We start from the raw sequence: 23,743 nt of genomic DNA, 5'->3' as shown, positions 1-23,743 counted from the left end.
GAACCCGACATGACCGCGCCCACCTTACTCCTGATCGACGTTGGCAACAGCCGCATCAAATACTGGTTCTACCACGCCACGCACCACCCGCTCGCGCCCGATACGGTCACAGCGGCGATTGCTCATGACGGGATACAGTCGCTCGACGAGCTGCGCACGCAATTGCACCAACAATGGTTACACGAGGCGCAACACTACGGCGAACCCCTCGAAATCCGCATCAGCCACGTGGCCAGCGCCACTTTGTATGAGCACATCAGCGCGCTGTGCGCACAACTGTGGCCGAATGCTGCCGTTCGGCGTATTCGCACGCGAGCCACACACCCGCTGCTGCAACTCGGCTACGACGAAATGCAAATGGGCAGCGACCGCTACGCGCAAATCTTGGGCGCACAAAGCATCGGTGCGACACACCCTCATTTGGTCATCAGCGCAGGCACGGCGCTCACGGTGGACGGGGTTTTGGCAGGCGGACAACACCTCGGCGGCATCATCGGCGCGGGACTGAAACTCACGCGCACCGCACTGCATCACTACACCGCGCAATTGCCGTTGGACGGCGGTGAAGTCACGCTACACCATGCGCCGCAACAGACGCGCGACGCTTTGGCCAGCGGTGCGATGTTGGCCGCCGTCGGCACGATCGCGCAATTCATTCAACGTTATTGTTTGTCACGCATGAGCGACGCGAACGATACGCCGCATTTATTTTTCTGTGGCGGCGACGCTTTGGCGCTGATGGCGCAGTGTCAGCAGGCACCGGATTTGGAGGCGATGCCGATGCGTCACGCACCGGCTTTGTGTTTGCTTGGGCTTTTGGCGATGTAATTATCGATGTAATGGTTGATGTAAAGGCGCACAGCCGCTTACATGGATTGTTGCGCCAGAAACACCATCGCCGTAGCCAGGGCATTATTGACTGCATGCATCACGATCGGCGTCAACAGCGATTGCGTGCGCATCCGCGCCCAGCCCAGCACCATGCCGAGCACAAAAATCTGCGCCAATTCGTACCAGTTGTACTGCACATGCAGCGCGGTGAATAATAAGCTGCTGAGCAATACCGCCGGAAACGCGCCCAAGCTGCGCTCAAAACCGCCATAAACAAAACCGCGAAACACCATTTCCTCGAAAATCGGTGCCGCCACCACAACGCTGAGGACCATCCAAAAGCGCGACTGCATCTGCGGCAATTCATTCATGAAGCCCGAGTCGCGCCAGCCCAAGATTTGGTGCAAAATACCCATCGCAAACACCGACAGCAAACAAATAATCACCCACAGCACCACGCGCGCCACCCCCACAGGGCGCCACGCCATGTAATCGCGCCAGACACTGCCGCGTTTGCTTTTCACCATCAGAATAATCAGCGGCAAACTCAACAGATTCACCACCAACGCCACTTGGATCAAGGCTTCGGTGCTGCCCATCATCTCGCGCGCACCATTGATATTCATCGGCAAGCCTTGCCAATGCGCATAACCCATGAGCGTGGCCACCGTCAAAAAGCCTTGCGTCGCCAATAAATACACGCCAAACCACACGCAGGTCATCCAAAAGCCCCAGCGTTGCGGCCTTGCCAAATTGTATGTCCCCGATCCATTCATCTATCGTTCATCCTTTTTTAGAAAGCGCCATGCAGACCTATGCATCACTCCGACACTCGACCCACACCAGCACGCTGCGCGGCGGAACCGTCACCGAAGTATCTATGGTCATCCCCTGCATTGCACCGAGATCATCTCGACTGAGCAACACCTGCAATGTACTCGAATCAACACATTTCTGCCAATGGCAGCCCGCCGATGTCGGCGGCAAGCGTAAATTCAGCGGCAGCATTTGCGCATTAAACCACAACAAAACCCGCCCCGTCAGACAGCTATCCGCTGCCACCGGCGCATACAGTTTCACACCGATGTGCTGACGTTGCATATCGTGCCAATGAATCTCCTGCATCGGCTCGGCGGATTCCGTCCACCAACGCGCATCCGACCAATCGGGGTGCGCCACGTTTTTGCCGGTCAGCCAACTCAATTGATGCAAGGCGGGAATCCGCGTGCGCAGCCGCGCCAGATCGCCCACAAAACGAATCAAGCCCTGATCGGCACGCGACCAATCCAACCACGTCAGCGCATTATCCTGCGAATACGCATTGTTATTGCCCTGCTGCGTGCGGCCAAACTCATCGCCGGCCATCAACATCGGTGTGCCACGCGAGAGCAGCAGCGTCGCCAGCATCGCCGCTACGTCGGTGCGGCGCAACTGTTCAATCGTCTCGTCCGCTTCGCCTTCCACGCCGTGATTCCAACTGTAATTTTCATTGTGGCCGTCGCGGTTATTTTCACCGTTGGCATGATTGTGTTTGCGTTCAAACGCCGTGATGTCGCGCAAGGTCATACCGTCATGTGCGGCAATAAAATTCACACTGCGGGTACTCGGGCTATTGTGCGCAAACAGATCACTGGAGCCGCTCATGCGCGTGGCGAATTCGCCCAACACATGCCGATCACCGCGCCAGAATCGCCGCACCGCATCGCGGTAGCGGTCATTCCATTCCAGCCACTGCGTGTCAAAGCGCCCCAATTGATAACCGCCCACGCCGATATCCCACGGCTCAGCGATCAGCCACACCTGCGAGAGCACGGGATCGTTCTCAATCGCCTTGAGCAGTTCGGCTTGCGGGTGAAAACCGCTGGCGGAGCGCCCCAAAACCGGCGCCAAGTCAAAACGAAAGCCCGCCACGCCAAACTGCGTCACCCAATAACGCAAACTGTCCAAACACAGCCGCTGCACGCCTACTTGCGTCGCATCCAGCGTATTGCCACAGCCCGCATCGTTGCTCAGGCGCTCTTTTCCCTGCGCCTCGTCCCAATAACGGCGATAGTAATAACGCTCGTCCAACCCGCGCAAAGACACCGTCGGCCCATGCTCATCGCTCTCGGCGGTGTGATTGAACACCACATCCAAAATCACCCGAATGCCGTTCTCATACAGCACGCGCACGGTCTCACGCAACTCATCCTCACCCCCCGGACACAGGCGCGGATCCAACGCCATCATACCGACCGGATTGTAGCCCCACGCATTGCGCAATCCCAACGGCGGCAAATGTCGCTCATCCATCCACGCGGCGATCGGCATCAGCTCGACCGCATCCACGCCGATGCGTTTGAAATGCGCCACAACGCACGGCTCACGCAACGCAGCGATGGTACCGCGCAGTGATTCAGGCACATCGGGATGCAGTTGCGTCAAGGCTTTGACCGAGACCTCATAAATGAATTTCGGCGGCGTGTCGGCAGGATAAGTGGTCGTTGACACAGTCGCCGCAGTGCTGATGGCACCAACCGAAGCAAAACCATGATTGCACGATGCAGCAGTATCTAAAGCAATCATTGCTTTGGGCACCAGCGGCGCGGTGTCAATCTGCGCCGAGCGCGGCGCAGCCAAATCGGGGTGGTATTGGAACGGCGCACCGATGCGTTTGGCATACGGATCCAACAGTAATTTGCTCGGGTCAAACCACAAACCGCGCTCGGGCGCGTATTCGCCATCCGCGCGCAGGCCGTAGTAAAGGTGGTGGCCATCCATATTGGGCAAGGCGCACAGCGCATCGAGCGCCACTGCGCCGTGCCAAATGCCCTCGGTTTGGCGAGGCAAGTGCACCCGCGCCAATTCCACATGCAACCGATCAAACACGCACCAATACAGATCACTGGCCGCCGGCGCAAGCACGGCAATATTGATGTGACCATCGCTGATGCTCACGCCCAAAGGCTCGGGTAATCCGTCGGATACGGTCAGCGGGTGGAGGTGTTTCATGGCGATATGTTTTCTATTATTGTTGTTAAAAAATGTGATTTTGGCTCAAACAACACCGAAACGGGTTTCAATCAATTGAATCATGCGCATCTTATAATGAACAAAGACCCACCGGCGTGAGTCTTCTGCATTGATTTGGCTGGCATCGTGAATGGGCTGGTTTTGGCTCAGAACTTGGCTCAGATGCCGCCCCGCGGTCACATTACTTGTAGTGACCGGACTGTTTGAGTGATTCGTATTTGGCTTGCAACTGCGCAGGCGTCTCTTGCTTGTCCGGGTCATGTGGGATGCAGTCCACCGGGCAGACGATCTGACACTGCGGCTCATCGTAGTGCCCCACGCATTCGGTGCACCAGTCTTGGTTAATCACATAAATTTCCGGCCCCATGCTGATCGCATCATTGGGGCATTCGGGTTCGCAGACATCGCAGTTAATGCAATCTTCGGTAATTTTTAACGCCATGATTCTCTTTCGTTCTGTAATCAGTAAAAACCTGCTGATTATACTTTAAGTTATTGATTCTGCGCAAATTTATGCTTGACTGCCGCTTCCACGCTTGGAAATACAAATTTGCTGATATCGCCGCCCAAATGCGCAATTTCGCGCACGATCGTACCCGAGATGAATTGGTATTGATCGGACGGCGTCATGAACATGGTTTCCACGTCAGGCAGCAGATAGCGGTTCATGCCGGCCATTTGGAACTCGTATTCAAAGTCCGACACGGCGCGCAGGCCGCGCAAAATCACATTGCCCTGATTTTCGCGAACAAAATCCTTGAGCAAGCCGGAAAAGCCGAGCACCTTGACATTCGGGTAATGACTCAGCACTTCACTGGCCATTTCGATGCGTTCTTCCAACGTAAAAAACGGTTTTTTGTTGCGCGAATCGGCCACGCCGACAATGAGCTGATCGAAAATTTTGGAACCACGGCGGATTAAGTCCTCGTGACCTCGGGTGAGCGGGTCAAACGTACCGGGATAGATCGCAATTTTTGCCATGATTTAGCCTTATTTCTTTGTTACATTGAAACTTTGTGCCTTGATTGCCGCACAGATCCGACATGCTGAAAAGGTGAGCAGGCATTATAGCCGTTTTTTACCATGGCTCATGAAATTCGTCGCTGTACGCCCCCATAAGCGTACAGATGGTGTAAATTGTGGTGTTTTTATTTGATTTGATGAGGCTTAATGTGACTCCAATGACTCAATCCGTAGCCAAAGCGCAGTGCGCCGCCCATCGTTTATCGCGTTCATGGTCGGCTTTATCCATGACCTTGGCGTGCGCCGGCGTTTTAAGCCTGATGAATCCGTTCGCGCCCGCACAGGCCAAAGAAACCGCGCTCAATCCGAGCAGCGCCACCACGCAAGGCGTCTCTGCCGCCGAAATGGCGCAGGTCATCCCGACCGATCCGGCCTTGCGACGCGGTAAGCTGAAAAACGGTTTGGAATACTACATCCTGCGCCACACCCAGCCTGCGGGCGTGGTCGAGTTGCGTTTGGCGATACGCGCCGGTTCGATCAACGAGAACGAAAACGAGCGCGGCGTGGCACACTTTTTGGAACACATGGTGTTCAACGGCACCACGCGCTATCCGGGCAATCAAATGGTTGATGCCTTGGAAAAAATGGGCGTGCAATTCGGCGCAGACCTCAACGCCTATACCGGCTTTGACGAAACCATCTACATCCTGCCGATTCCGCTGAACAATCCGAACAATCTGGCGACCGGCTTGGACATCATGGAGGAATTGGCCTTTAACGCCACCTTTGATCCCGCCGAAGTTGAGCAAGAGCGCTCGGTGATTATGGAAGAATGGCGCGCCAGCGCGCAAAGCGCAGTGGCGCATCAACAGGAACACAATCTGAAAATCGCCGCCAAAGGCTCGCGCTACGCCGAGCGCATTCCGATGGGGCAAACCTCGGTGATTCAGGGAGCTACACCCGAACTGCTGCGCAATTTTTACAAACGCTGGTATCGCCCCGACTCCATGGCAATCGTGGTCGTGGGCGACATTCAGCCCGGACAAGTCGAGCAAATGATTGAGCAGCGTTTTGCCAAACACGTCAATCCAAAAGAAGCCGTGACGCGCCCGAACAACAAATTGCCCAACAACGTCGAACCGCTGGTGGGCGTATTTAAGGACGCCACGCTGACGCAGAACACCGTCATGCTCGCGCACAAAAACAAAAAGAATTTCATTCCGCTCAACACCACCGGCGGCTATGTCGAAACCCTGCGCACCAGCCTGATGACCAATATGCTCAATCAGCGCCTGCAAGCGCAACTGGACGGCTCAACTCGATCCTCATCATCACCGGCTTCGCCACCCTATTTACAGGCCGGCGTGGACGTGGACTACGTGACTGGCTTGGTACGCAGCAAACAGGCACTGCACTGGTACGCCGTGGCGGCGCCCGGACAAGAGGCGAAAACCCTGCAAGCCCTGCACGAAGAAGCCTTGCGCGTGGTGCAACACGGTTTCACGCAAAGCGAATTGGATCGCGCCGTGCGTGAACATTTGACCTACTTGAACAACAGCTCAAACAACTATCAAAAAGCCACCGAATACATTCGCGGCATCGTCGAGGACGAACCCTTGCCCGAAATCGCATGGGAGCGCGCGGCGCAACGCAAATACCTACCGCTCGTTACCGTGGCCGAAGTCAACCAAGTCGCACGCGAATTCATCCAAGCGGAGAACCGCATTGCGCTGATCAACAGCAACAGCGCGCAAACCACCATCACACCGCAGGAAATGCGCGCGATTCTGGCACGCACACCGCAGACCACCGCGTATACCGAAGTGCAATCGCGCGACAGTCTGCTGACCAAAGCCCCTACCGCTGGCAAAGTGATTGACACCGCAACCGACAACAATCTCAATCTGATCACCTGGATCTTATCCAACGGCGTGAAAGTCAACTTCAAGCCGGTGCCCAACAACGACGGCCCGATTATTTTCAGCGGCTTTTCCGCGGGCGGTTTCTCACGCCTGTCCGATCAAGAGTGGAAACAAACGCAATGGGGCTTTAACGGCCTGACCGAAGCGGGCATGAACGGTTTGAGCAAAACCCAAGTCAATCACATCATGGCGGGCAAAGACCTGTCCATGCAATTGGCTGCGGATGAAACCGCGCAAGGCGTGTCCGGCAAATTCAATGTCAAAGACAGCGAAGCGGCGTTCCAAATGATTCACAGCCTGCTGACCGGCGTGAACAAAAACCCCGAGGCGTTCAACGCCTACCTGAGCCGCTTGGCCGCCTCCACCGCAAACCTGAAGGAAAACCGCGACGCCTTGTTTGAAAACACCATTCAATCCTCGCTCAAGCGCGGCAGCTCGCGCTTCACCGGCCTGATTCCGACCGAAGCCGACTGGAAAAATACCCACTACGACACCATTTACCGCGCCTATCAAAATGCGTTCAGCAATGCCAACGGTATGCAATTCACCTTCGTCGGCAAAGCACAACCGAGCCAAATCAAGCAGCTTTCCGAGCGCTATTTGGGCAGTTTACCGAGCAATTTGACGCAAACCAACGCCGCACGCGACACCGGCGAGCGACTTGACTTTAGTAAGCGCACGATTGAGCTGACCAAAGGCACGGAAGCCCTCGCGCAAGTGCGTCTGATGTTTGGCGGCGCAGCACCGTACAGCCAAGACGACGCCTTGGCCTTGAGCGCCATCGCACACGCGCTCAACATCCGCTTGGTCGAACGTCTGCGCGAGGAAGAAGGTGGCGTGTACAGCCCCTACGTCTACGCAGCGATGAACAAACAGCCGTACGAGCAATACGCCCTGACCATCGGCTTCTCGTGCGCGCCGGATAACATCGACAAACTCATTGCCAGCACGCAAGACGAGGTCAACCAATTGATTCAAAAAGGCATTCGCCCGCAAGACTTGCTCAAATTCCAACAAGCCGAGCGCGCCAGCTATGAAAAAATCACCAATACCAACGAGTTTTGGGTCGGCAGCATTGAGCAAGCGCTCAAGGACGGTCAACCGCTGTCCAGCATCACCAACTACCCGCAGCGGGTCAGCGCTATTGATCCGAAAGCGATTCAAGCAGTGGCCAAAAAATACCTGTCCAACCAACAGCGCGTAACCGCCATTTTGCGTCCCGAAGGTAAATAAACGCAGCTGATATATGCCGGTTTTCAGCCGATCAGATTTTGTAAGTCATGATCGGCTGAGCGCGGTTGGCACAAGAACTTTTCCAACTCAATAAGCAAAACTTACACCGCTTAATCCTTCAATAAGCCACACCCTCTGTTGCGCGGGCGAAACCACGCCCACCGCTTGATAACAGCGCTTTATGATGTTTTCTCAAGCGACCCGTCAACCATCTCACCGCTTCGGTACTTTTAATCCCGCTTGATGCGTGCATGCGCCCTTGCCACACTCACCCGAAAACCGTGATCCGTGCAGTCCACACCCAAGCGTTCTATAATCCTCCATCAACGATAGATTCGGATTGACAACATTATTCCCTATGCGCACACACCTATTGAACCGCACCCGCACCGATACCGACAATGAGCGGCCACGCTCGTGGTGGAGCACTGCACTCAGCTTGACCATCCACGGCACCATCATCGCCCTGCTCTGGTCGGCGCCGAGCTTGCCAATCAATACACCGGAAGTCGCACCGCCCGAGTCCATCGACGCCACGATTTTGCCGCCACCACCGGCAGAAAAAACGGTGGAGAAACCCGATACGCCGCCGACGCCCGCACCAAACGCGCACGCACCCGCCAGCAGCCCGACCACCCCCCATGTGGCCGACAACAAGCCCGCATCCGCACCGAGCGGCACCCCAAAAGCCGACCCGACCACCCCCAATGCCGCTGATGGCGCGCAAGTAGCCAAAGGCCAAACCGACGGCAAAGGAAACACACCTACCACAACCAATGGCAACGGTATAGGCGGAAACAGCAAAAAACTCACCGCCGGCGCACCCGTGGCCGTGGCACCATCGGGCGGATTTCAGATTGATTACAACGTAGACGCATCCGGTGGAAACGATTCCAAAGGTAGCGGAGGCGGTCAACTCATTTTCACTCGTAAAGACAACCGCTATATGGCCGATTTAAATGTTAAATTGAATGTAGCCCCCAGAGCCAGTATTAGCTTTATTTCTCACTCGGAGGGTGTTGTACGAAAAGACACCGTAGCCAGCGAACGATTTTCAAACATCATTGACATGCCTATCGGCTCAAAATGGGACAAACAATCCTCCTTTGTGGTGGATTACGCCAACAACAAAGCCACATTCACCAACAAAGGCAATAACTTTGAGCGCGATCTAACGCATGATGCTTTGTACGACTACGTGTCAGCCATGGCTTATTTACAGGCCGGATTTCAGCAAGGGCAACTCAAAGCTGGGCAAAGCGACTTCAATCTGCCTATCGGTAAACGCGAGGAAATCGCTTTAGCTCACGTCAGCGTGGGTGACACGGAACGTGTTTCTACTTTTGAGACCGCCGGTGAAGCAATTCCGGTTAAAATTTCCATTAATAGCGGTAGTATTAAATCCATTCAAGTATGGTTTTTCCCTGAAAAAAAATACTTACCGCTCAAAATGGAAATTGTTATCGAAAAATATACAGTCGTGTTACTTAGCCGGAAATCAAATTAATATCAACACAGCTCATGCACAGCGACCCAGCCGCTTCCAAGCCGCAAACCAATGCCCACCATACATCTTGGCGGCGCTGGTGGCGCGTGCTCCTGCTGAGTGCGACGATTCAAGGCATTTTCCTGCTGATCGCATGGTATGCCGTACAAACACGCCAGCACAGTGAGCGCAACACAGCCAACGAGCCGATAGCCACCGTGACGGCGGTGCAGAGTGCGTCCGTTGCGAATGAGGTGACGCCAACCATCTCGCCCGACAATCCGGCCGGTCAAGCAACGTCATCCGAGCAAGAAGCCGCACCTAAACAAATCGCACCCAACAGCACTGCGCCACGCAGCACAGCCCAGCACACACTCCCAAGCGACAACTCGGGTGCGCAAGTTGTCCGTCCGCGAGAAAAGACGACCACGCCCCCTCCAGCGTCGAGCACGGCTTCCGCTCCCTCCGAGCCGCTCAACCCCAAGATAAGCAAAAGTACCAGCAGCACCAACAGTACCGAGCAAACCAGCGCCGTTGCTTCCAACAGCGCCGTCAGCAACCCTACGCAAATCAACAACCCTCTGCTGAGCGTCCCCATTGCCGCACAAAACCTGAGCTACCGCGTGCAGTTGAGCGACGGCTCAAACACCATTGAGCTGTTGCCTGCGCGTTTGCTCAGCACGCACTTGGGCGCACAGCGTTATTCGGTTCGCTTATCGAACGGTACCGCTCAGGCAGGTACGGGCAATTTTGGCTGGATGAACACTTTTTTGATGACCGAACACGGCCCAAATCCGCTGGAAATCGGCGGTGGTCTGTATCTGAAAACCGGCGAGTCACCTGTGCGCTTGGCTTTGGGGTTGGGTCTGCACGACGGCGGCCAAACCTGGCACTGGGGCAAAAAGGCCAACAGCAGTACGCGCACGCACGACTACTTTTTGGATCGGGTCAGCCTCATCGTCTATGTGCAAGGCGCGCTGAATCGCAGTCCGATTCGAGGTGCCACACAGTGGATACTGCCATTGGCAAGCGAGCGTGCCGTCCGCGACGTGGCGGTGAGCGCATCGCCCGTCAGCGCACCCGACGCGACCATTCATTGCCAACCCTGCGTACAAGCACAAGTACGCGCTCACTTAGGTGAAATGAACTATTGGTCGGTGTGGTATGACGGTGCACATAACTGGCGTCCTGTGATGATGCGCATGCGTCTGGCGCATCCGCGAGGGCAAACCTTGACCCTTACGCTGCAATAAGAAAAAGAAGAGTAGGAGTGTATCGAAACCCGTGGCGCGTTTGCCGCATATCAACGTCGTGCTTCCTCAAGCATAAAGCCGCCATAAAGGCGGCTCAGATTGCAAACAAACTTGCTGGCGCTCACATTGGTACAAAACCTAAGAAAAATCCCGTCATACCCGCGCAAGCGGATATCCATAGGTTTCAATTAACAACCATTGGTTAAAACGGCGAATGGGATGCCATAAACTCGAAGTAAAAATGGCTTTATAGAAGCTTCAGTGCGGCTTTATCTAAGTTTGCCATGCTTGGCTTATTTGACAATTTTAAGCGGACTGCCTTTTGGCTTATCCGACGCAGTCGACGGTATCTCTGACGCTGTATCCTCTACCGACAGAACCTCCGACTCCGCATTTTCAGCCGCCTCTGATTCCTCGCCAGGCGCGGATTCCGAGTGCAAATCGAGATCAAACGCCATGCCTTGGTTGGTTTCTTCGGCAAAAATCGCCATCACGTTACCCACCGGAATGGCGATGTTTTCGACTTTAGTGCCGAACCGCGCCTGAAAGGTGATCCATTCGTCGCCCAGCTCCAATTGATTGGTCGCCTCAGCACTGATGTCCAAGACGATGCGGCCATCGACCACGAAGCCGTGCGGCACTTGCGTGGACGCATCCACATGTACCACGATTTGCGGGCTCAGCCCCGCATCCGAGCACCATTCCCACAGTGCGCGGATGAAATACGGGGTTTGTGACAGATTCGGATTCATAAGCAGACGATGTAATTAACGACGCATCACTTTTTCAGATGGCGTCAATGCTTCAATGTACTTAGGACGCGAGAACAAACGCTCGGCGTATTTGGACAACGGCGCAGCCGCTTTCGGCAAATGAATGCCGTAGTGTTCCAAACGCCACAACAGCGGCGCAATGGCGATGTCAGGCATGGTGAATTCATCCCCGAGCATGTATTTGCTGTTGGCAAATACCGGCGCGAGCTGCGTCAATTGATCGGCAATCTGTTTGCGCGCATGATCGTGTTCGGCGCTTTTGCTTGGCGTTTCCAAGGTCTGCACATGCACGAACAATTCGCGCTCAAACGTGAGCAGCATCAAACGCACGCGCGCGCGCATCACCGGATCAGCCGGCATGAGTTGCGGATGCGGGAAACGCTCGTCAATGTACTCATTGATGATATTAGACTCGTACAAAATCAAATCACGATCGACCAAAATCGGCAGTTGGCCGTAGGGATTCATCATCATGATGTCTTCCGGCTTTTGGAACAAATCCACATCACGGATTTCAAAATCCATGCCTTTTTCAAACAGGACAAAGCGACAACGTTGTGAAAACGGGCAGGTTGTACCCGAATAGAGAACCATCATGGCGTTCTTCCTTTATTAAGCGATTATCAATGAAGCGTTAGGTTTTTTTAATTCTGAATAACTCTCGCTATTGTTCATAGCTAAGTTTCAAGCAGGTGTTAGTGTGACGAATCCAAACAAAAAAGGCAAGCGATGCTTGCCTTTTTGGTAAATATTACTGATTACTTGATGTCTTTCCAGTAATTCTTACTAAGTTTACGCGCCAAGAATGCAAGAACGAATAACAAGGCCATCATAAAGTAACCGATCATATGACGCGATGAACGATCCGGCTCTGCTGCCCAGTACAAGAAATTGGTGATATCGCGAGTCATTTGTTCATATTCCGCTTCATCCTTCTTGCCCGCAGTGGCTTTGACAAAACCGGTGATCGTCGGAATCATTTTGGTATGATCCGCCGGATCCGGTTTGTCTTCATAGGTTGGAACACGAATACCTTGCTCTTCCCACAACGCATGCGGCATACCCACATTCGGGAAGTACAGATTATTCCAGCCGGTCACACGGGTTTCGTCTTTATAAAAACCATTGAGGTAGGAGAAAACATAATCCTCACCTTTGGCACTGGTAATCAAAGACAAATCCGGCGGGGTCACGCCAAACCATTTTTTCGCATCCGCAGCAGTCATACCAATGGTCATCATGTCGCCCGGCTTGGTCGTGGTGGTCAACATATATTGCTTGATGTTGTCCTCAGACAGACCAATCTTGGTTAACTGGTTGTAACGCACCGCAGACAGGCCGTGACATGAGAAGCAATAATCACGATATGCCGCCGCACCACGTTGCAACGATGCTTTATCCGACAAGTTAACCTTCGCATCTTTCAAGGCAGGTGTGGTTGAATGCCCCGCCCCAAAAAACATCAGGTACAGCGTTGCCGCAGCCATACACGCAGTCAATAAATAGACTAATTTAACAATAAGTGATCTCATTTTCTATCCTCTATCGACTCAGTGGGGTTTGAAATTGACGCGTTCCGGCGGCTGTTTGAACTCACCTACGGACGTCCACCAAGGCATCAGCAAGAAGAAGCCGAAGTACAGCAAAGTACCCAACTGCGCCACTTTTTCACCAATCGTGCTTGGCGCTTGAATCCCCAAGTAGCCCAGAATGATGAAGTTAATCACAAAGCAAATCAACAACCCCATATGCCAGCTTGGGCGATAACGCATGGATTTCACAGGCGAGCGATCCAGCCAAGGCAGGAAGAACAAGATCACAATCGCGCCACCCATCACCACAACGCCCCAGAAAGCCGCTTCGGTGAAGTACATGAAAACGGATAACAAGACGGAGCCGATCAACAAGCCCAATTTGGTTTTTGCCGAGAAATTACCGCGCAGGTACGCCATCAAACCGGCCAACAAAATCAATGCGATGAAGACGTATTTCATTTGGTTGGTCACCGCACGCAACATGGAGTAGAACGGTGTGAAATACCATACAGGTGCAATATGTGCCGGCGTTTGCAACGGGTTGGCTGGCAGATAGTTGTTGTACTCAAGGAAGTAACCACCAAATGTCGGCCAGAAGAACATCACCGCACAAAATAGGATAAAGAACACCGCAATACCGAAGAAATCATGTACGGAATAGTACGGATGGAATGGGATACCATCCAGCGGCTTGCCGTTTGCGTCTTTCAGTTTTTTGATTTCAATGCCGTCCGGATTATTCGAGCCAACTTCGTGCAGGGCAATCACGTGCGCCACAACCAAGCCGATCAACACCAATGGCACGGCAATCACGTGCAAAGAGAAGAAGCGGTTCAAGGTGGCATCACCGACCACGAAATCACCACGGATGAACAAAGACAGATCCGGGCCAATCAGTGGAATCGCTGAGAACAAGTTCACAATCACTTGCGCGCCCCAGAACGACATTTGTCCCCATGGCAACAAATAGCCCATGAAGGCTTCAGCCATCAAGGCCAAGAAAATGGCACAGCCGAAAATCCACACCAATTCGCGCGGTTTACGATAGGAACCGTAGAGCAAGCCACGGAACATATGCAAATAAACCACAATAAAGAAGGCCGAGGCGCCTGTGGAGTGCATAAAGCGCAAGTATTTACCACCGGAGACTTCGCGCATGATGTACTCAACGCTGGCAAACGCGACCGGAACACCCGCCGAGTTTAACGAGGCATCGGGTTTGTAGTTCATCACCAAGAAAATACCCGTGAGGATTTGGATGGCCAGAACGACCATGGATAAAACGCCAAAAATGTACCAGAAGTTGAAGTTCTTCGGCGCATAGTACTCAGACATATGCTCCTTGTACATTTTGGTCAAAGGGAAGCGCTGATCGATCCAACCGATCAAGCCGCCCGTTTCAGTGGTTTGATTGTGATCTGCCATGATTATGCTTCGCCTTTCTCGTCTTTACCAATGATGATTTTGGTATCAGAAACAAACATGTAACGCGGTACATCCAAATTGTTCGGCGCCGGTTTGTTTTTAAACACGCGACCGGCCAAATCGAAGGTGGAGCCGTGGCATGGGCACAAATACCCGCCCGGCCAAGCTTCCGGCAAAGAACCACCGCCGCCTTCTTTAAACTTGCTGTCTGGCGAGCAACCCAAGTGGGTACAGACGCCAACCATCACCATGACGTCTTTATGCTCGGGGCGGCAACGAAATTCGTTGTTGCAGTAGTCCGGCAAGGGCATGCTGTAAGGTTTTTCAGAATTAGGGTCGGCCAATTCGCCGTCATGGGCGTGAAGCTTGGCGGTCATCTCCTCGGTGCGGCGCAATATCCATACCGGCTTACCGCGCCATTCGGCGACTTTTTGCTCGCCCGGCTTCAAATCGCCGATTTCGACTTCAACCGGCCCCCCGCTGGCTTTCGCACGAACCGATGGCGCAAAACTAGCCACCATAGGCGTAACAAAAGCGCATGCCCCTAAAGCACCTACACCGCCCGTTGCTACCAAAAGGTTGCGACGTTCTTTGTCCTGTAGGTCTTTTGGATTTTGATCGCTCATAAACGACCCCCATATCGTAAGATTAACTAAAATAAAACCACTAAACTCGAATTGCTGTGTTTAAATTTTGAGCGTAAGAACACTGCATGCCCATGATTTTTACACAAATAACCCTATTATTGTATCGTAAACTCGCCGACACTCAAAGCCCATTTATGACGAAACTTGCTGAAAATTGTGAATTTCCGAGGCCTGCGCACAACATTATGGAGAAAAAAGATATAATCGCGCCCGTGGTTATTCTGTGAACCTATTCTGTGAACCACAATAAGGTGACAGATGTCGCTATATTTATAAGTCATTTTTTGAGAGGAAGTATTATGTGGAAAGAGTTTAAAGAGTTTGTGATGAAGGGGCCTGTATTGAGCCTGGCGGTCGGCGTGATCATCGGCGCAGCATTTGGCAAAATCGTTGATTCGGCGGTGAAAGATTTGATCATGCCGTTGGTCGGTGCCGTTTTTGGCAAAGTGGACTTCAGCAATTTGTTCGTGGTTTTTGGCGACATTCCTGCCGGTGTGCCTCGTACATACGACGCCTTGACCAAAGCGGGCGTGAATGTGTTTGCCTACGGCAACTTCATTACCGTGTTGATCAATTTCTTGTTGTTGGCATTGGGCGTATTCATCATCGTTAAATTGGCCAACAAAGTAGTGGCGGAAAAAGAGGAAGCCCCTGCAGAACCAAGCGAAGACGTGGTTTTGTTGCGCGAAATCCGTGACAGCCTGAAAAAATAAGCCGCGACGCATTCCTTGCAATCTGTCGTAAAAAAGCCACTGGATCCAACCAGTGGCTTTTTATTGCGTTGACTGAACCATATCCGATGCGCTCATGAGGAAATGCGCACTTTGAGCTTCACTTTTTTTCCGACGCATTGCGCATCATGCGCCACAAATCGCACGCCCGCCACTGCAGCACGAATTTCGCGCAGATAGCGACTGCCTTCGCCCGCTTGATTGACCAAGCCGACAAAGCGCACACCGCCTGCCGAACGCTCCACCCAAACCGAAACATCCAATCCGGCCGCTGATGCATTCGGCGGTTTCACCGTTGCTGCACAATCCACGGCGCCTGAACCTGTTGCCGAACCACCACCCGCCCCACCAGCGGATAAACCACCCGATACACGCCCGCTGGGCGCATCCCTATTTCCATTAATATTTGCGCCAACCTTCTCGCCCGATGCGGTCGCACCAACCTGCCGTTCACCGTTATTTTCCGCAGGTGAATGCGGCTGAACGCCCGAGGACGCGGTATTTGTGAGAGCGTTTGCCTGCTGCGAGGTGTGAATATCCGTATTTTTCGCCATCGTTTGGGATGACGCAGCAGGCGTTGGTTTGGCTGATGAGGTCGTATTAACCGACTCAGCAGCAGGGTTTTTAGCGCCTTCGCCACCCTGTTCGACCGCTGCCGATGAGGTTTCGGCTTGCACCTCAATGCCATTAGTCTGAGGCACGGACGAAGCCGAGCGCCACTGCATCAGACCGGCAAAAATAGCCGCATGCACCGCCAAAACCACAACCATAACCACCAGCCAGCGCAGGGAGCGGCTATGCCTCATGATGATCTCCCGCTTGCGCCGCAAATGCCCGAATCGCCTCGACCTGTGTGTGCAAGAACGCCAACGCCGACGGGTGGTGCAGTACAAAGCCCGTAGATTTGAGCTTCGCATTGCGCAGACGCCGAGACTCGCGCATAAAGCTCCAGCGCATGGGCGAGACCTGAGTCTGCATCTGCGCCCGCGAAATTTGTTCCGGCGGCACACGCTGCAACACCTGCGCCAGCGCCGCCATCCATTCGCCCATCAACAGCGGTTCGTCATCACACACATTAAACACTTCAAACGGCAAACACACTTCATTTTGCTCAATTTGATCAAGAAAAAACACACACGCCTGCGCCAAATCATTCGCATGAATGTGATTACTGAAACTATCCTCCTGCGGCAACAACACCGGCGAATCGGCCAATACCGAGGCATACGGCAAACGCTCCAGCGCATAAATCCCTGGCGCACGCAGCACCGTCACCTGCGCACCCGTCGCATACGAAAAATCACGCCATGCATGCTCTGCCGCCACGCGTCCTTGCGCACGAGCCGACTGCGGATTGACCGCGCGCGTCTCATCCAACCAATCACCGCCACAATCCCCGTATACGCCGGTCGTGCTCACATACACCACCCGTTTCGGCGCGACGCCCTGCTGCTGCCAAAAATTTAGCAACGCACGCAAACGCACATCAACAGCGCCCGAATCGGCTCGCAGCAACGGTGGCACGGTATACAGCACCGCATCAAAAGACTGCGCCAAAGCCGATTGCTGCTGCGCAGACAAGGCCCACTCATCCAAGTTCGCCGCCACATGCCTCAACGACGCCGCCCAATCTCCCGAGTAAGCCGAACGCGACAGCACCGTTACCTCATAGCGAGACAACAATTCTGGCAACGCCCTCTGCGCCACATCCCCCAAGCCGACAATCAGCAATTTTTCCACAACACCACTTTCAAACAATCCAACAACAATGAACAATGATAAAAACGTATCTTACCGTACTATGCTAAAATATAAGCCTGACTTGAAACAACGCATCGTGTCATTGTAATCATTTGACCGACACGGCGCGCACACGAACCGGGGGCGACCTGGCTTTCGACGTGGGTTGCAAAGCAGATGCGGGCATGTCGAGGACTGTATACCTCGTAAATCCTACAGAAAACTTTAAACGCAAACAACAAGCGTTTCGCTTTAGCCGCTTAAGGCTAGCCGTTGACCCCGATTGTCTTTGGTTGGGATAATCAACGTCACTCACAAAGAACCGACGTGGTTTGGGTTACTTAAGCCACGTTTAAATCCAAGGTGACTCGTGCTGTGCGTGCGTGTTTAACGGGTGCAAACAGCATTAAATTTAAACCGCTAAACTAAACATGTAGAACGCTCTGTAGAGGGCTTGCGGACGCGGGTTCGATTCCCGCCGCCTCCACCAAAACAGTTATCAGAGACAACCGATAACACCCAACAAACCCCGTAAATTCAACGTTTACGGGGTTTTTCTTTGTCTAAAGCCATCCAATGAAAACAGTGACAGTTATACAGAAAATGTATAACATACTGTATAACTGCATTTTCAAACAAAACAGTTATACATTTTTTCAGAGGCAAGCCATGCGCCAACTACTGACCGATTCGGCGATCAAAAACGCCAAACCATCCACCAAAACCGAAACCATGAAAGACGGCGGCGGTTTATTCCTGTACGTTGAGCCAAACGGATCAAAGCGGTGGCGCTTTCGCTATCAGTTTGAAGGTCAATGGAAATTACTCTCTTTGGGCGTGTACCCAGACGTAAGCCTCAAAGAAGCCCGCACTGAACGCGACCGCCTCAAGGATTTAATCAAACAAGGCATTAACCCGAGCGAACAGCGCAAGGCCGATAAAGCCACGCCCGACGGTTTTCACCCCAATGCGTTTGAACTGGTGGCGCGTGAGTGGTTCAATGAGTACAAGGACACATGGACAGCCTCACACGGTGAGCGCATCATGCGACGGCTGGAAAAAGACGTTTTCCCGTGGATTGGCAAAAAAGACATTGCCGAGATCACCGCACCCGAGGTATTAACCGTGATTCGTCGCATCAAAGATCGGGGCGTACTCGAAACAGCGCACCGCGCTATGGGCAACTGTGGGCAGATATTCCGCTACGGCGTGCAAACGGGCAAATGCCTGCGCGATGTGACCTACGACCTACGCGGCGCAATCCCGCAACCCATACGCGGGCAAATGGCCAGCCTGACCGAACCCAAAGACGTGCGGCGGCTATTGCAGTCATTCGACGACTTCACAGGCTCCTATCCCGTGCAATGCGCTTTGAAACTATCGGTCATGTGGTTTGTGCGCCCGAGCGAACTACGCACCGCACGCTGGGCAGATTTTGACCTTGAGGCGGGCGAATGGCGGTTCACCGTGAGCAAAACCAAGACACCGCATATTGTTCCCTTATCCACGCAAGCAATCGCCCTACTGAACGATTTACACGCCCTAACAGGGCATTGCGACTATGTGTTTGCGATCAACAAAAACGCGCCCATGAGTGACGGCACGGTGAACAAAGCCCTGCGCCGCCTCGGATGGAACACCCAAACCGAGTACACAGGACATGGCGCACGCGCGATGGCACGCACCATATTGGCAGAGCGTTTACGGGTTCAGCCTGAAATCATTGAACACCAGTTAGCCCACCGCGTGCCTGACACGCTGGGAACGTCATACAACCGCACCAAATACCTCGACGACCGCAAACGCATGATGCAGGTATGGAGCGACTACCTCGACGAACTCAAAGAAGGCGGCAAGGTCATCAAAATGCCGCGCATGGCATAGGGCGGGGTCAAAGTTTGGGCGTGCGCCAGCCATAGACCGCCGTTCACCCCATGCGTAAAAAAAATTACCTGTTTTAAAAATGTTTACCTTTTTACTCAGGTAAACAGCGACAAAACTCCAGTTTGATCGAGTTCTAAATACACATTGAACCTGAGCAAACAGTTATCTAAAATAGATTGAAATAGATTACCTCAATGCCTACCGCGACGGCGGGAAAAGCGGGAAGTCCACCCGTTGGCATTGGGTAAGCCTTTGGACGGCGTGAGGACAGCGCAAGTGTTAAATACCGAACAAAAAATAGAACTGTTAGAGTGCCTTTATGGAATTACTTTCATTGAAATAAACAAAAAAGCGGGGATTAAAGGCTTTAATGATCCAGTGGCGAATCGCGCATTATTTGTATTAGGTGGCACATACGAGGATTTTTGCCGAAAACAATTTAAAGACAGCACCGACAAAAATGGACTGATAGAGGTCTTTTTTTCTTTGCACGAATTATTAAACGATTTCTACGAGGACTTAATGTGTAAATCGTTTGAGGAAATTTATGAGCATAATGATGACATAGTTGAACCTTGGCTACGATCAACGGAATGGTTTTCAACTTTTGCAATTCGAATTAAAGAAGTAGAAAATCGTAGCTTTGATGATTTCCACTCGAAAATAGTCTTTGTGGCGGGCGAACGCATATATAAAGGAAGGGCGTGGTTAAATCTATATAAATACCCAGAAATTAGAAAATCCGCCGTATTATGTTCATTGTGTTCTATGCTGGTATTGCGATTTTCGCTATTAGAGGAAAATAATAAATCACTAAATTTTTTGTGCCAATCCTTTATGTACCATGGAGAAACAATGGCGAAAATAGATAACACTATATTAAAAAAATATAATGCTAAAACGGGCGCTATAGTAAAACGCTCCAAAGACCCCAAACAACAAGCCAAAAAAGAGATCAAAGAAGAATATCTCGAATGGCAAGCAATGCCAGAAAAAGAACGTAACGCCAAATATAGAAGTGCCGCCAAATTCGCCTCAGTTATGCGTGATACACACACAGATAAAAAGAGCGGATTACCCTATTTTGACAATCCGAGAAAGATTGAGCAATGGTGTACCGAATGGAAAAAGGAACTAAAAAATACACACCCTGCATAGCAGAGTGCGCACTCTGCACAGCACAATGACCACCCTGCACAGCACGGTGGTTTTTTGTTTTCGAGATACCCGATTAAATACGCTCATCCCTGTTCAATACAGGCTAACACAAACGATGGAGCGCAATATGATGCTACGCAACCAAGACACGCCCAAAATTCTGCGCATCAAGCAGATCAAGGCGCAAACGGGCTTACCCAATTCAACTGTTTACTACCACATCAGCGAAGGGCTATTCCCGCGCCCGATTAAACTTGGAGAACGCATGAGCGGATGGCTGGAGAGCGAAGTTAATGCGATCATGGCGGCACGCATAGCGGGCAAAAATGAAGCAGAGATTAAAACGCTGGTTCAGTCTTTGGAAAACGACCGCGTGGCGAACTGGGGGTAAACATGAGCGACAAAAAGAAAGCCCTGACCATGCAGGGCGTAAATATCGAAACTTCAAACCATTCTAACAACGCCCACGCCCAAAGGCAACGCATAGCCGATTATTTAGCGGCACACGGGCGTGCAACCACCTTGGAACTGCGCAGTAAACTGGATGTACTGCACCCTTCGGGACGGATTAAGGAACTGCGCTACCGCAATTGGCAGATTGATACCCTTTGGGAAGATCACCCTACCGACTGTGGCAAACTGCACCGCGTCGGTGTCTATGTGCTGATTCGCCAGCCCAAGGTATAGCCTATGCCAGCCGATAGCGGATTTTTTCGCATGGGCAGTGTGAGTATGGCCAGAGGCGGGTTATTGCCCGCCCTGCGTCATAACAAGCGTGAATTACCCGAGCGAGGCCACATTGACCCGAGCCGCACGCCTTTGAACTACGCCCTAACGCCTCAAAACGACGCGCAGACGATTTATAGACGTGTGAACGTGGTTTTAGCTGAAAACGACATTAAACCCCGTAAAAACGCCGTGATTGCCATTGAAGTGATATTCAGTTTGCACACGTCATGGCATGAGCGCGACAGCCGTTCTTACTTTGCCGATTGTTTGCTTTGGCTTAATGGGGCGATACAGGGCGAATTGTTGAGTTTTGATGTTCACCTCGACGAGGCCGCCCCGCACGCCCACGCGCTGATTTTGCCGATGCTGGAGGGCAAATTACAAGGCAGGCGGATTATGGGCGATGTGGCGAACATATACCGACTGCGCAGCGATTTTATGCAGCAGGTGGGCAATCGGCACGGTTTACGCATGGAGCGGCGATTGAGTAGCAATGCGCGGGCAAAATTGGCTCAGGCCGTGCGCCACGAACTCGACCAGTGCCAAGACCCCGCGACCCATTCAAAACTTTGGGGATTGTTCTTTGACTGCATCAAACGCGACCCGCAACCCTTCGCCGATGTTTTGGGCGTGTCCATCAACAACCTGAAAAAACCTGAAAAGTCATTCGTGCAGATTATGACCAGTAAGGGCAAAGGAAGCGCACAACGGATTGAAAAACCACCGTAGAAAACCACAAGTGCTATATAGCGTTTTGAGCCAAAAAAACACAAACGCTATGTACTGTATAGCACTTTTATTTTTACACACTCATTTTTACCGATTTTAGGAGTATCACGACGATGAAAACTTTGACAATAGAGCAGGTGCAATTAGAAGCGATCAAGCAACACATCAATCAGTTTGCAGATTCTGAACTGGTGGGTTTGTGTCGCAATATGCGGGGCAATGCGCAACTGAAATATGCGGCGGCGCATGAACTGTTACAGCGTAACACCGATGGCAAACTGACCGACACCATCATTGATTTAATGACTGCGCCGTAACTCCGACAAATAAACGGATAAAACGGCATGAACAAAGGGCGTGCGTCACAAACACGCCCTAATTTTTGGATAAAAAACAGTCTATTTCAAAAACAATCCCATGCAATATCACCGCAGAGGCATGAATCACCCTATCGGGGGGGTATGAGCGATGCAAGCACGTTCAACCCATAGACCGTCGTCCTACCAGAGCTGAAACGCTAACCGAAAAAAATCATATTGAAAGGCACTCAATGGCAAGTAAACGAAAAACAGAGGCGGCGATTAAACCGCCTGATATAACCAAAGCAGAGCGCATCAAAGACCCAGCCGTGTTGGGTGCGGTGGTGGTCAACACCTACAATCGAATCAACAAAGGGAATGGCCAAGCACCCGACCTCAAGGAAACCATGCAGGCAATCATGGCCGATATAGCCAAGGTCAACCGTGGCGATTTGAGCGACATAGAAGCCATGCTCACAGGTCAAGCCCTCATGTTGCAAGGAATGTTTGCAGAGATGGCACTGAGGGCGGCTGAACAAACTCAGTTAAAACACTATCAAGCGTTTTTTAACATGGCGATGAAGGCACAAGCGCAAAGCCGTTCAACCATACAGGCCTTGGTAGAACTCAAATACCCGCGCCAAGTCGTGATTACCAAACAGGCAAATATCAGTAATGGACACCAGCAGGTCAACAATGGGGAGTTTTCTACCCAGTACGCGCACACACGCACGCCCGCGCAGGAAATACCGATTGAATCAAACGAACTTTTGGAGATAGACAATGAAACCACAGGCCAAAGGCTGGACACCAGAGCGACGCAAGGCGCAATCAGAGAAGATCAGGCAATGGCAACCGTGGCGGCACAGCACGGGCGCAAAAACCCCAGAGGGTAAAGCCATATCGGCACGCAATGCGTACAAAGGTGGGCACGGGGCGCGTGTGAAGGCTTTGGTTAAAGAGATCAATGCACTGGTGAGGGAGCACAAGGAAATGCTGGATAGGTTGAAATAGAGGCATTGGAGAGCATAGGGGCGTGGGTAAAACCGCGCCCTTTTGTTTGCAAGTTTTGATGATTTCCACCGACAACGCACGCATAGAGCCGTAAAGAAATTCGGGAAGCCGCTACTTTGAAAACAATCCTATGAAAGCATTTTTGTTGTCTTTTGTTGACACTCGAAATAATCGTTTTTCCCGTCTATAAAAGAGCATGGATTGAAAGGATAAAGCAGGGGCGAAGTCAAAAAAATGTATAAGAAAATGTATAACCGTAAATAAAGCCAAATGTAACCATTTGAAATAATTGATTAAATTCAATCGGTTCGATTGCCGCCGCCTCCACCATCGAACCGAACGCCACTCATTTGAGTGGCGTTTTGTTATGCCTCGTTGC

At 52.2% G+C, this 23,743-nt stretch carries 23 protein-coding genes and 1 other RNA gene; 13 read left to right on the top strand and 11 right to left on the bottom strand.

Annotation, left to right across the window (positions count from 1 at the left end):
* The first annotated feature begins 9 nt into the window (after positions 1–9).
* Positions 10–828 (top strand): type III pantothenate kinase, encoded by an 819-nt coding sequence (locus ACZ41M_RS09920; RefSeq protein ID WP_464731315.1) that lies wholly within the window; start codon positions 10–12, stop codon positions 826–828.
* 38 nt (positions 829–866) lie between these two features.
* On the opposite strand, the gene ACZ41M_RS09915 is transcribed toward ACZ41M_RS09920, so the two are convergent.
* The 4 genes from ACZ41M_RS09915 to coaD form a co-directional block, all read right to left on the bottom strand.
* Entirely contained in the window at positions 867–1,607 is a 741-nt protein-coding gene (locus ACZ41M_RS09915) for a lysostaphin resistance A-like protein (RefSeq protein ID WP_464731316.1), read from the bottom strand.
* Between the two features lie 37 nt (positions 1,608–1,644).
* Complete coding sequence (gene glgX, locus ACZ41M_RS09910; protein ID WP_464731317.1) at positions 1,645–3,822, bottom strand: glycogen debranching protein GlgX; 2,178 nt, start codon at positions 3,820–3,822, stop codon at positions 1,645–1,647.
* 202 nt (positions 3,823–4,024) lie between these two features.
* Entirely contained in the window at positions 4,025–4,285 is a 261-nt protein-coding gene (locus tag ACZ41M_RS09905) for a YfhL family 4Fe-4S dicluster ferredoxin (RefSeq protein ID WP_464731318.1), read from the bottom strand.
* A 50-nt stretch (positions 4,286–4,335) separates the two neighbouring features.
* Positions 4,336–4,824 (bottom strand): pantetheine-phosphate adenylyltransferase, encoded by a 489-nt coding sequence (gene coaD / locus ACZ41M_RS09900; RefSeq protein ID WP_464731319.1) that lies wholly within the window; start codon positions 4,822–4,824, stop codon positions 4,336–4,338.
* Between the two features lie 200 nt (positions 4,825–5,024).
* Between coaD and ACZ41M_RS09895 the strand changes: the two genes are divergently transcribed.
* The 3 genes from ACZ41M_RS09895 (at position 5,025) to ACZ41M_RS09885 (ending at position 10,700) form a co-directional block, all read left to right on the top strand.
* Positions 5,025–7,961 carry a M16 family metallopeptidase gene (locus tag ACZ41M_RS09895; RefSeq protein ID WP_464731320.1) on the top strand — a complete coding sequence of 979 codons (2,937 nt, stop codon included), beginning with the start codon at positions 5,025–5,027 and terminating at the stop codon, positions 7,959–7,961.
* A gap of 358 nt (positions 7,962–8,319) precedes the next feature.
* Positions 8,320–9,468: a DUF3108 domain-containing protein gene (locus ACZ41M_RS09890; protein ID WP_464731321.1), complete on the top strand. Its 1,149-nt coding sequence runs from the start codon at positions 8,320–8,322 to the stop codon at positions 9,466–9,468.
* A gap of 14 nt (positions 9,469–9,482) precedes the next feature.
* Positions 9,483–10,700: a hypothetical protein gene (locus tag ACZ41M_RS09885; protein WP_464731322.1), complete on the top strand. Its 1,218-nt coding sequence runs from the start codon at positions 9,483–9,485 to the stop codon at positions 10,698–10,700.
* A 293-nt stretch (positions 10,701–10,993) separates the two neighbouring features.
* Here ACZ41M_RS09885 and ACZ41M_RS09880 read toward each other — a convergent pair whose 3' ends face one another.
* The 5 genes from ACZ41M_RS09880 to petA form a co-directional block, all read right to left on the bottom strand.
* Positions 10,994–11,452, bottom strand: a complete 459-nt coding sequence (locus ACZ41M_RS09880; protein ID WP_464731323.1) for a ClpXP protease specificity-enhancing factor — start codon at positions 11,450–11,452, stop codon at positions 10,994–10,996.
* 15 nt (positions 11,453–11,467) lie between these two features.
* Positions 11,468–12,070 (bottom strand): glutathione S-transferase N-terminal domain-containing protein, encoded by a 603-nt coding sequence (locus ACZ41M_RS09875; RefSeq protein WP_464731324.1) that lies wholly within the window; start codon positions 12,068–12,070, stop codon positions 11,468–11,470.
* 161 nt (positions 12,071–12,231) lie between these two features.
* Entirely contained in the window at positions 12,232–13,005 is a 774-nt protein-coding gene (locus ACZ41M_RS09870) for a cytochrome c1 (protein ID WP_464731325.1), read from the bottom strand.
* Between the two features lie 18 nt (positions 13,006–13,023).
* The gene (locus ACZ41M_RS09865; RefSeq protein ID WP_464731326.1) at positions 13,024–14,433 is read right to left on the bottom strand and encodes a cytochrome b; all 1,410 of its coding nucleotides are present in this window, start codon (positions 14,431–14,433) and stop codon (positions 13,024–13,026) included.
* Positions 14,434–14,435: 2 nt separating this feature from the next.
* The gene (petA, locus tag ACZ41M_RS09860; RefSeq protein WP_464731327.1) at positions 14,436–15,059 is read right to left on the bottom strand and encodes a ubiquinol-cytochrome c reductase iron-sulfur subunit; all 624 of its coding nucleotides are present in this window, start codon (positions 15,057–15,059) and stop codon (positions 14,436–14,438) included.
* A 320-nt stretch (positions 15,060–15,379) separates the two neighbouring features.
* Here petA and mscL point away from each other — a divergent pair, with 320 nt between their 5' ends.
* On the top strand, positions 15,380–15,793 hold the full coding sequence (gene mscL / locus ACZ41M_RS09855; RefSeq protein ID WP_464731328.1) for a large conductance mechanosensitive channel protein MscL: 414 nt from the start codon (positions 15,380–15,382) through the stop codon (positions 15,791–15,793).
* Positions 15,794–15,885: 92 nt separating this feature from the next.
* Here mscL and ACZ41M_RS09850 read toward each other — a convergent pair whose 3' ends face one another.
* Together ACZ41M_RS09850 and ACZ41M_RS09845 are read right to left on the bottom strand one after the other, a co-directional pair.
* Complete coding sequence (locus tag ACZ41M_RS09850) at positions 15,886–16,617, bottom strand: hypothetical protein (protein WP_464731329.1); 732 nt, start codon at positions 16,615–16,617, stop codon at positions 15,886–15,888.
* Positions 16,607–17,551, bottom strand: a complete 945-nt coding sequence (locus ACZ41M_RS09845) for an SDR family oxidoreductase (protein ID WP_464731330.1) — start codon at positions 17,549–17,551, stop codon at positions 16,607–16,609. The genes ACZ41M_RS09850 and ACZ41M_RS09845 overlap by 11 nt, the downstream gene beginning before the upstream one ends.
* Before the next feature lie 140 nt (positions 17,552–17,691).
* On the opposite strand from ACZ41M_RS09845, the gene ssrA reads away from it, so the two are divergent.
* The 8 genes from ssrA to ACZ41M_RS09805 all read left to right on the top strand — a co-directional run bounded on the left by ssrA (position 17,692) and on the right by ACZ41M_RS09805 (position 23,246).
* Positions 17,692–18,041: a transfer-messenger RNA gene (gene ssrA / locus ACZ41M_RS09840) on the top strand.
* A 179-nt stretch (positions 18,042–18,220) separates the two neighbouring features.
* Positions 18,221–19,435 (top strand): tyrosine-type recombinase/integrase, encoded by a 1,215-nt coding sequence (locus ACZ41M_RS09835; RefSeq protein WP_464731331.1) that lies wholly within the window; start codon positions 18,221–18,223, stop codon positions 19,433–19,435.
* Between the two features lie 276 nt (positions 19,436–19,711).
* Entirely contained in the window at positions 19,712–20,593 is an 882-nt protein-coding gene (locus ACZ41M_RS09830; RefSeq protein ID WP_464731332.1) for a hypothetical protein, read from the top strand.
* A gap of 127 nt (positions 20,594–20,720) precedes the next feature.
* Positions 20,721–20,984: a helix-turn-helix transcriptional regulator gene (locus ACZ41M_RS09825; RefSeq protein WP_464731333.1), complete on the top strand. Its 264-nt coding sequence runs from the start codon at positions 20,721–20,723 to the stop codon at positions 20,982–20,984.
* Positions 20,985–20,986: 2 nt separating this feature from the next.
* Complete coding sequence (locus ACZ41M_RS09820) at positions 20,987–21,280, top strand: helix-turn-helix domain-containing protein (protein WP_464731334.1); 294 nt, start codon at positions 20,987–20,989, stop codon at positions 21,278–21,280.
* Positions 21,281–21,283: 3 nt separating this feature from the next.
* Entirely contained in the window at positions 21,284–22,051 is a 768-nt protein-coding gene (locus ACZ41M_RS09815) for a plasmid recombination protein (RefSeq protein ID WP_464731335.1), read from the top strand.
* 113 nt (positions 22,052–22,164) lie between these two features.
* Positions 22,165–22,368: a hypothetical protein gene (locus ACZ41M_RS09810; RefSeq protein WP_464731336.1), complete on the top strand. Its 204-nt coding sequence runs from the start codon at positions 22,165–22,167 to the stop codon at positions 22,366–22,368.
* A gap of 233 nt (positions 22,369–22,601) precedes the next feature.
* A complete protein-coding gene (locus ACZ41M_RS09805; protein WP_464731337.1) occupies positions 22,602–23,246 on the top strand; it encodes a hypothetical protein in 645 nt (214 codons plus the stop codon).
* Positions 23,247–23,743: the final 497 nt, after the last annotated feature.

This window comes from Puribacter membranae (assembly GCF_055380425.1).
This window is presented reverse-complemented; position numbering and strand designations above follow the sequence as displayed.

Bases quoted from the DNA above. Each gene is read 5' to 3' on its own strand.
- ACZ41M_RS09820 (WP_464731334.1), top strand. From the start codon at position 20,987: ATGAGCGACAAAAAGAAAGCCCTGACCATGCAGGGCGTAAATATCGAA.
- coaD (WP_464731319.1), bottom strand. From the start codon at position 4,824: ATGGCAAAAATTGCGATCTATCCCGGTACGTTTGACCCGCTCACCCGA.
- ACZ41M_RS09865 (WP_464731326.1), bottom strand. From the start codon at position 14,433: ATGGCAGATCACAATCAAACCACTGAAACGGGCGGCTTGATCGGTTGG.
- ACZ41M_RS09875 (WP_464731324.1), bottom strand. From the start codon at position 12,070: ATGATGGTTCTCTATTCGGGTACAACCTGCCCGTTTTCACAACGTTGT.
- ACZ41M_RS09920 (WP_464731315.1), top strand. From the start codon at position 10: ATGACCGCGCCCACCTTACTCCTGATCGACGTTGGCAACAGCCGCATC.
- ACZ41M_RS09815 (WP_464731335.1), top strand. From the start codon at position 21,284: ATGCCAGCCGATAGCGGATTTTTTCGCATGGGCAGTGTGAGTATGGCC.
- ACZ41M_RS09835 (WP_464731331.1), top strand. From the start codon at position 18,221: ATGCGCCAACTACTGACCGATTCGGCGATCAAAAACGCCAAACCATCC.
- mscL (WP_464731328.1), top strand. From the start codon at position 15,380: ATGTGGAAAGAGTTTAAAGAGTTTGTGATGAAGGGGCCTGTATTGAGC.
- glgX (WP_464731317.1), bottom strand. From the start codon at position 3,822: ATGAAACACCTCCACCCGCTGACCGTATCCGACGGATTACCCGAGCCT.
- ACZ41M_RS09880 (WP_464731323.1), bottom strand. From the start codon at position 11,452: ATGAATCCGAATCTGTCACAAACCCCGTATTTCATCCGCGCACTGTGG.
- ACZ41M_RS09895 (WP_464731320.1), top strand. From the start codon at position 5,025: ATGACTCAATCCGTAGCCAAAGCGCAGTGCGCCGCCCATCGTTTATCG.
- ACZ41M_RS09915 (WP_464731316.1), bottom strand. From the start codon at position 1,607: ATGAATGGATCGGGGACATACAATTTGGCAAGGCCGCAACGCTGGGGC.
- ACZ41M_RS09825 (WP_464731333.1), top strand. From the start codon at position 20,721: ATGATGCTACGCAACCAAGACACGCCCAAAATTCTGCGCATCAAGCAG.
- petA (WP_464731327.1), bottom strand. From the start codon at position 15,059: ATGAGCGATCAAAATCCAAAAGACCTACAGGACAAAGAACGTCGCAAC.
- ACZ41M_RS09805 (WP_464731337.1), top strand. From the start codon at position 22,602: ATGGCAAGTAAACGAAAAACAGAGGCGGCGATTAAACCGCCTGATATA.
- ACZ41M_RS09850 (WP_464731329.1), bottom strand. From the start codon at position 16,617: ATGAGGCATAGCCGCTCCCTGCGCTGGCTGGTGGTTATGGTTGTGGTT.
- ACZ41M_RS09905 (WP_464731318.1), bottom strand. From the start codon at position 4,285: ATGGCGTTAAAAATTACCGAAGATTGCATTAACTGCGATGTCTGCGAA.
- ACZ41M_RS09810 (WP_464731336.1), top strand. From the start codon at position 22,165: ATGAAAACTTTGACAATAGAGCAGGTGCAATTAGAAGCGATCAAGCAA.
- ACZ41M_RS09870 (WP_464731325.1), bottom strand. From the start codon at position 13,005: ATGAGATCACTTATTGTTAAATTAGTCTATTTATTGACTGCGTGTATG.
- ACZ41M_RS09885 (WP_464731322.1), top strand. From the start codon at position 9,483: ATGCACAGCGACCCAGCCGCTTCCAAGCCGCAAACCAATGCCCACCAT.
- ACZ41M_RS09890 (WP_464731321.1), top strand. From the start codon at position 8,320: ATGCGCACACACCTATTGAACCGCACCCGCACCGATACCGACAATGAG.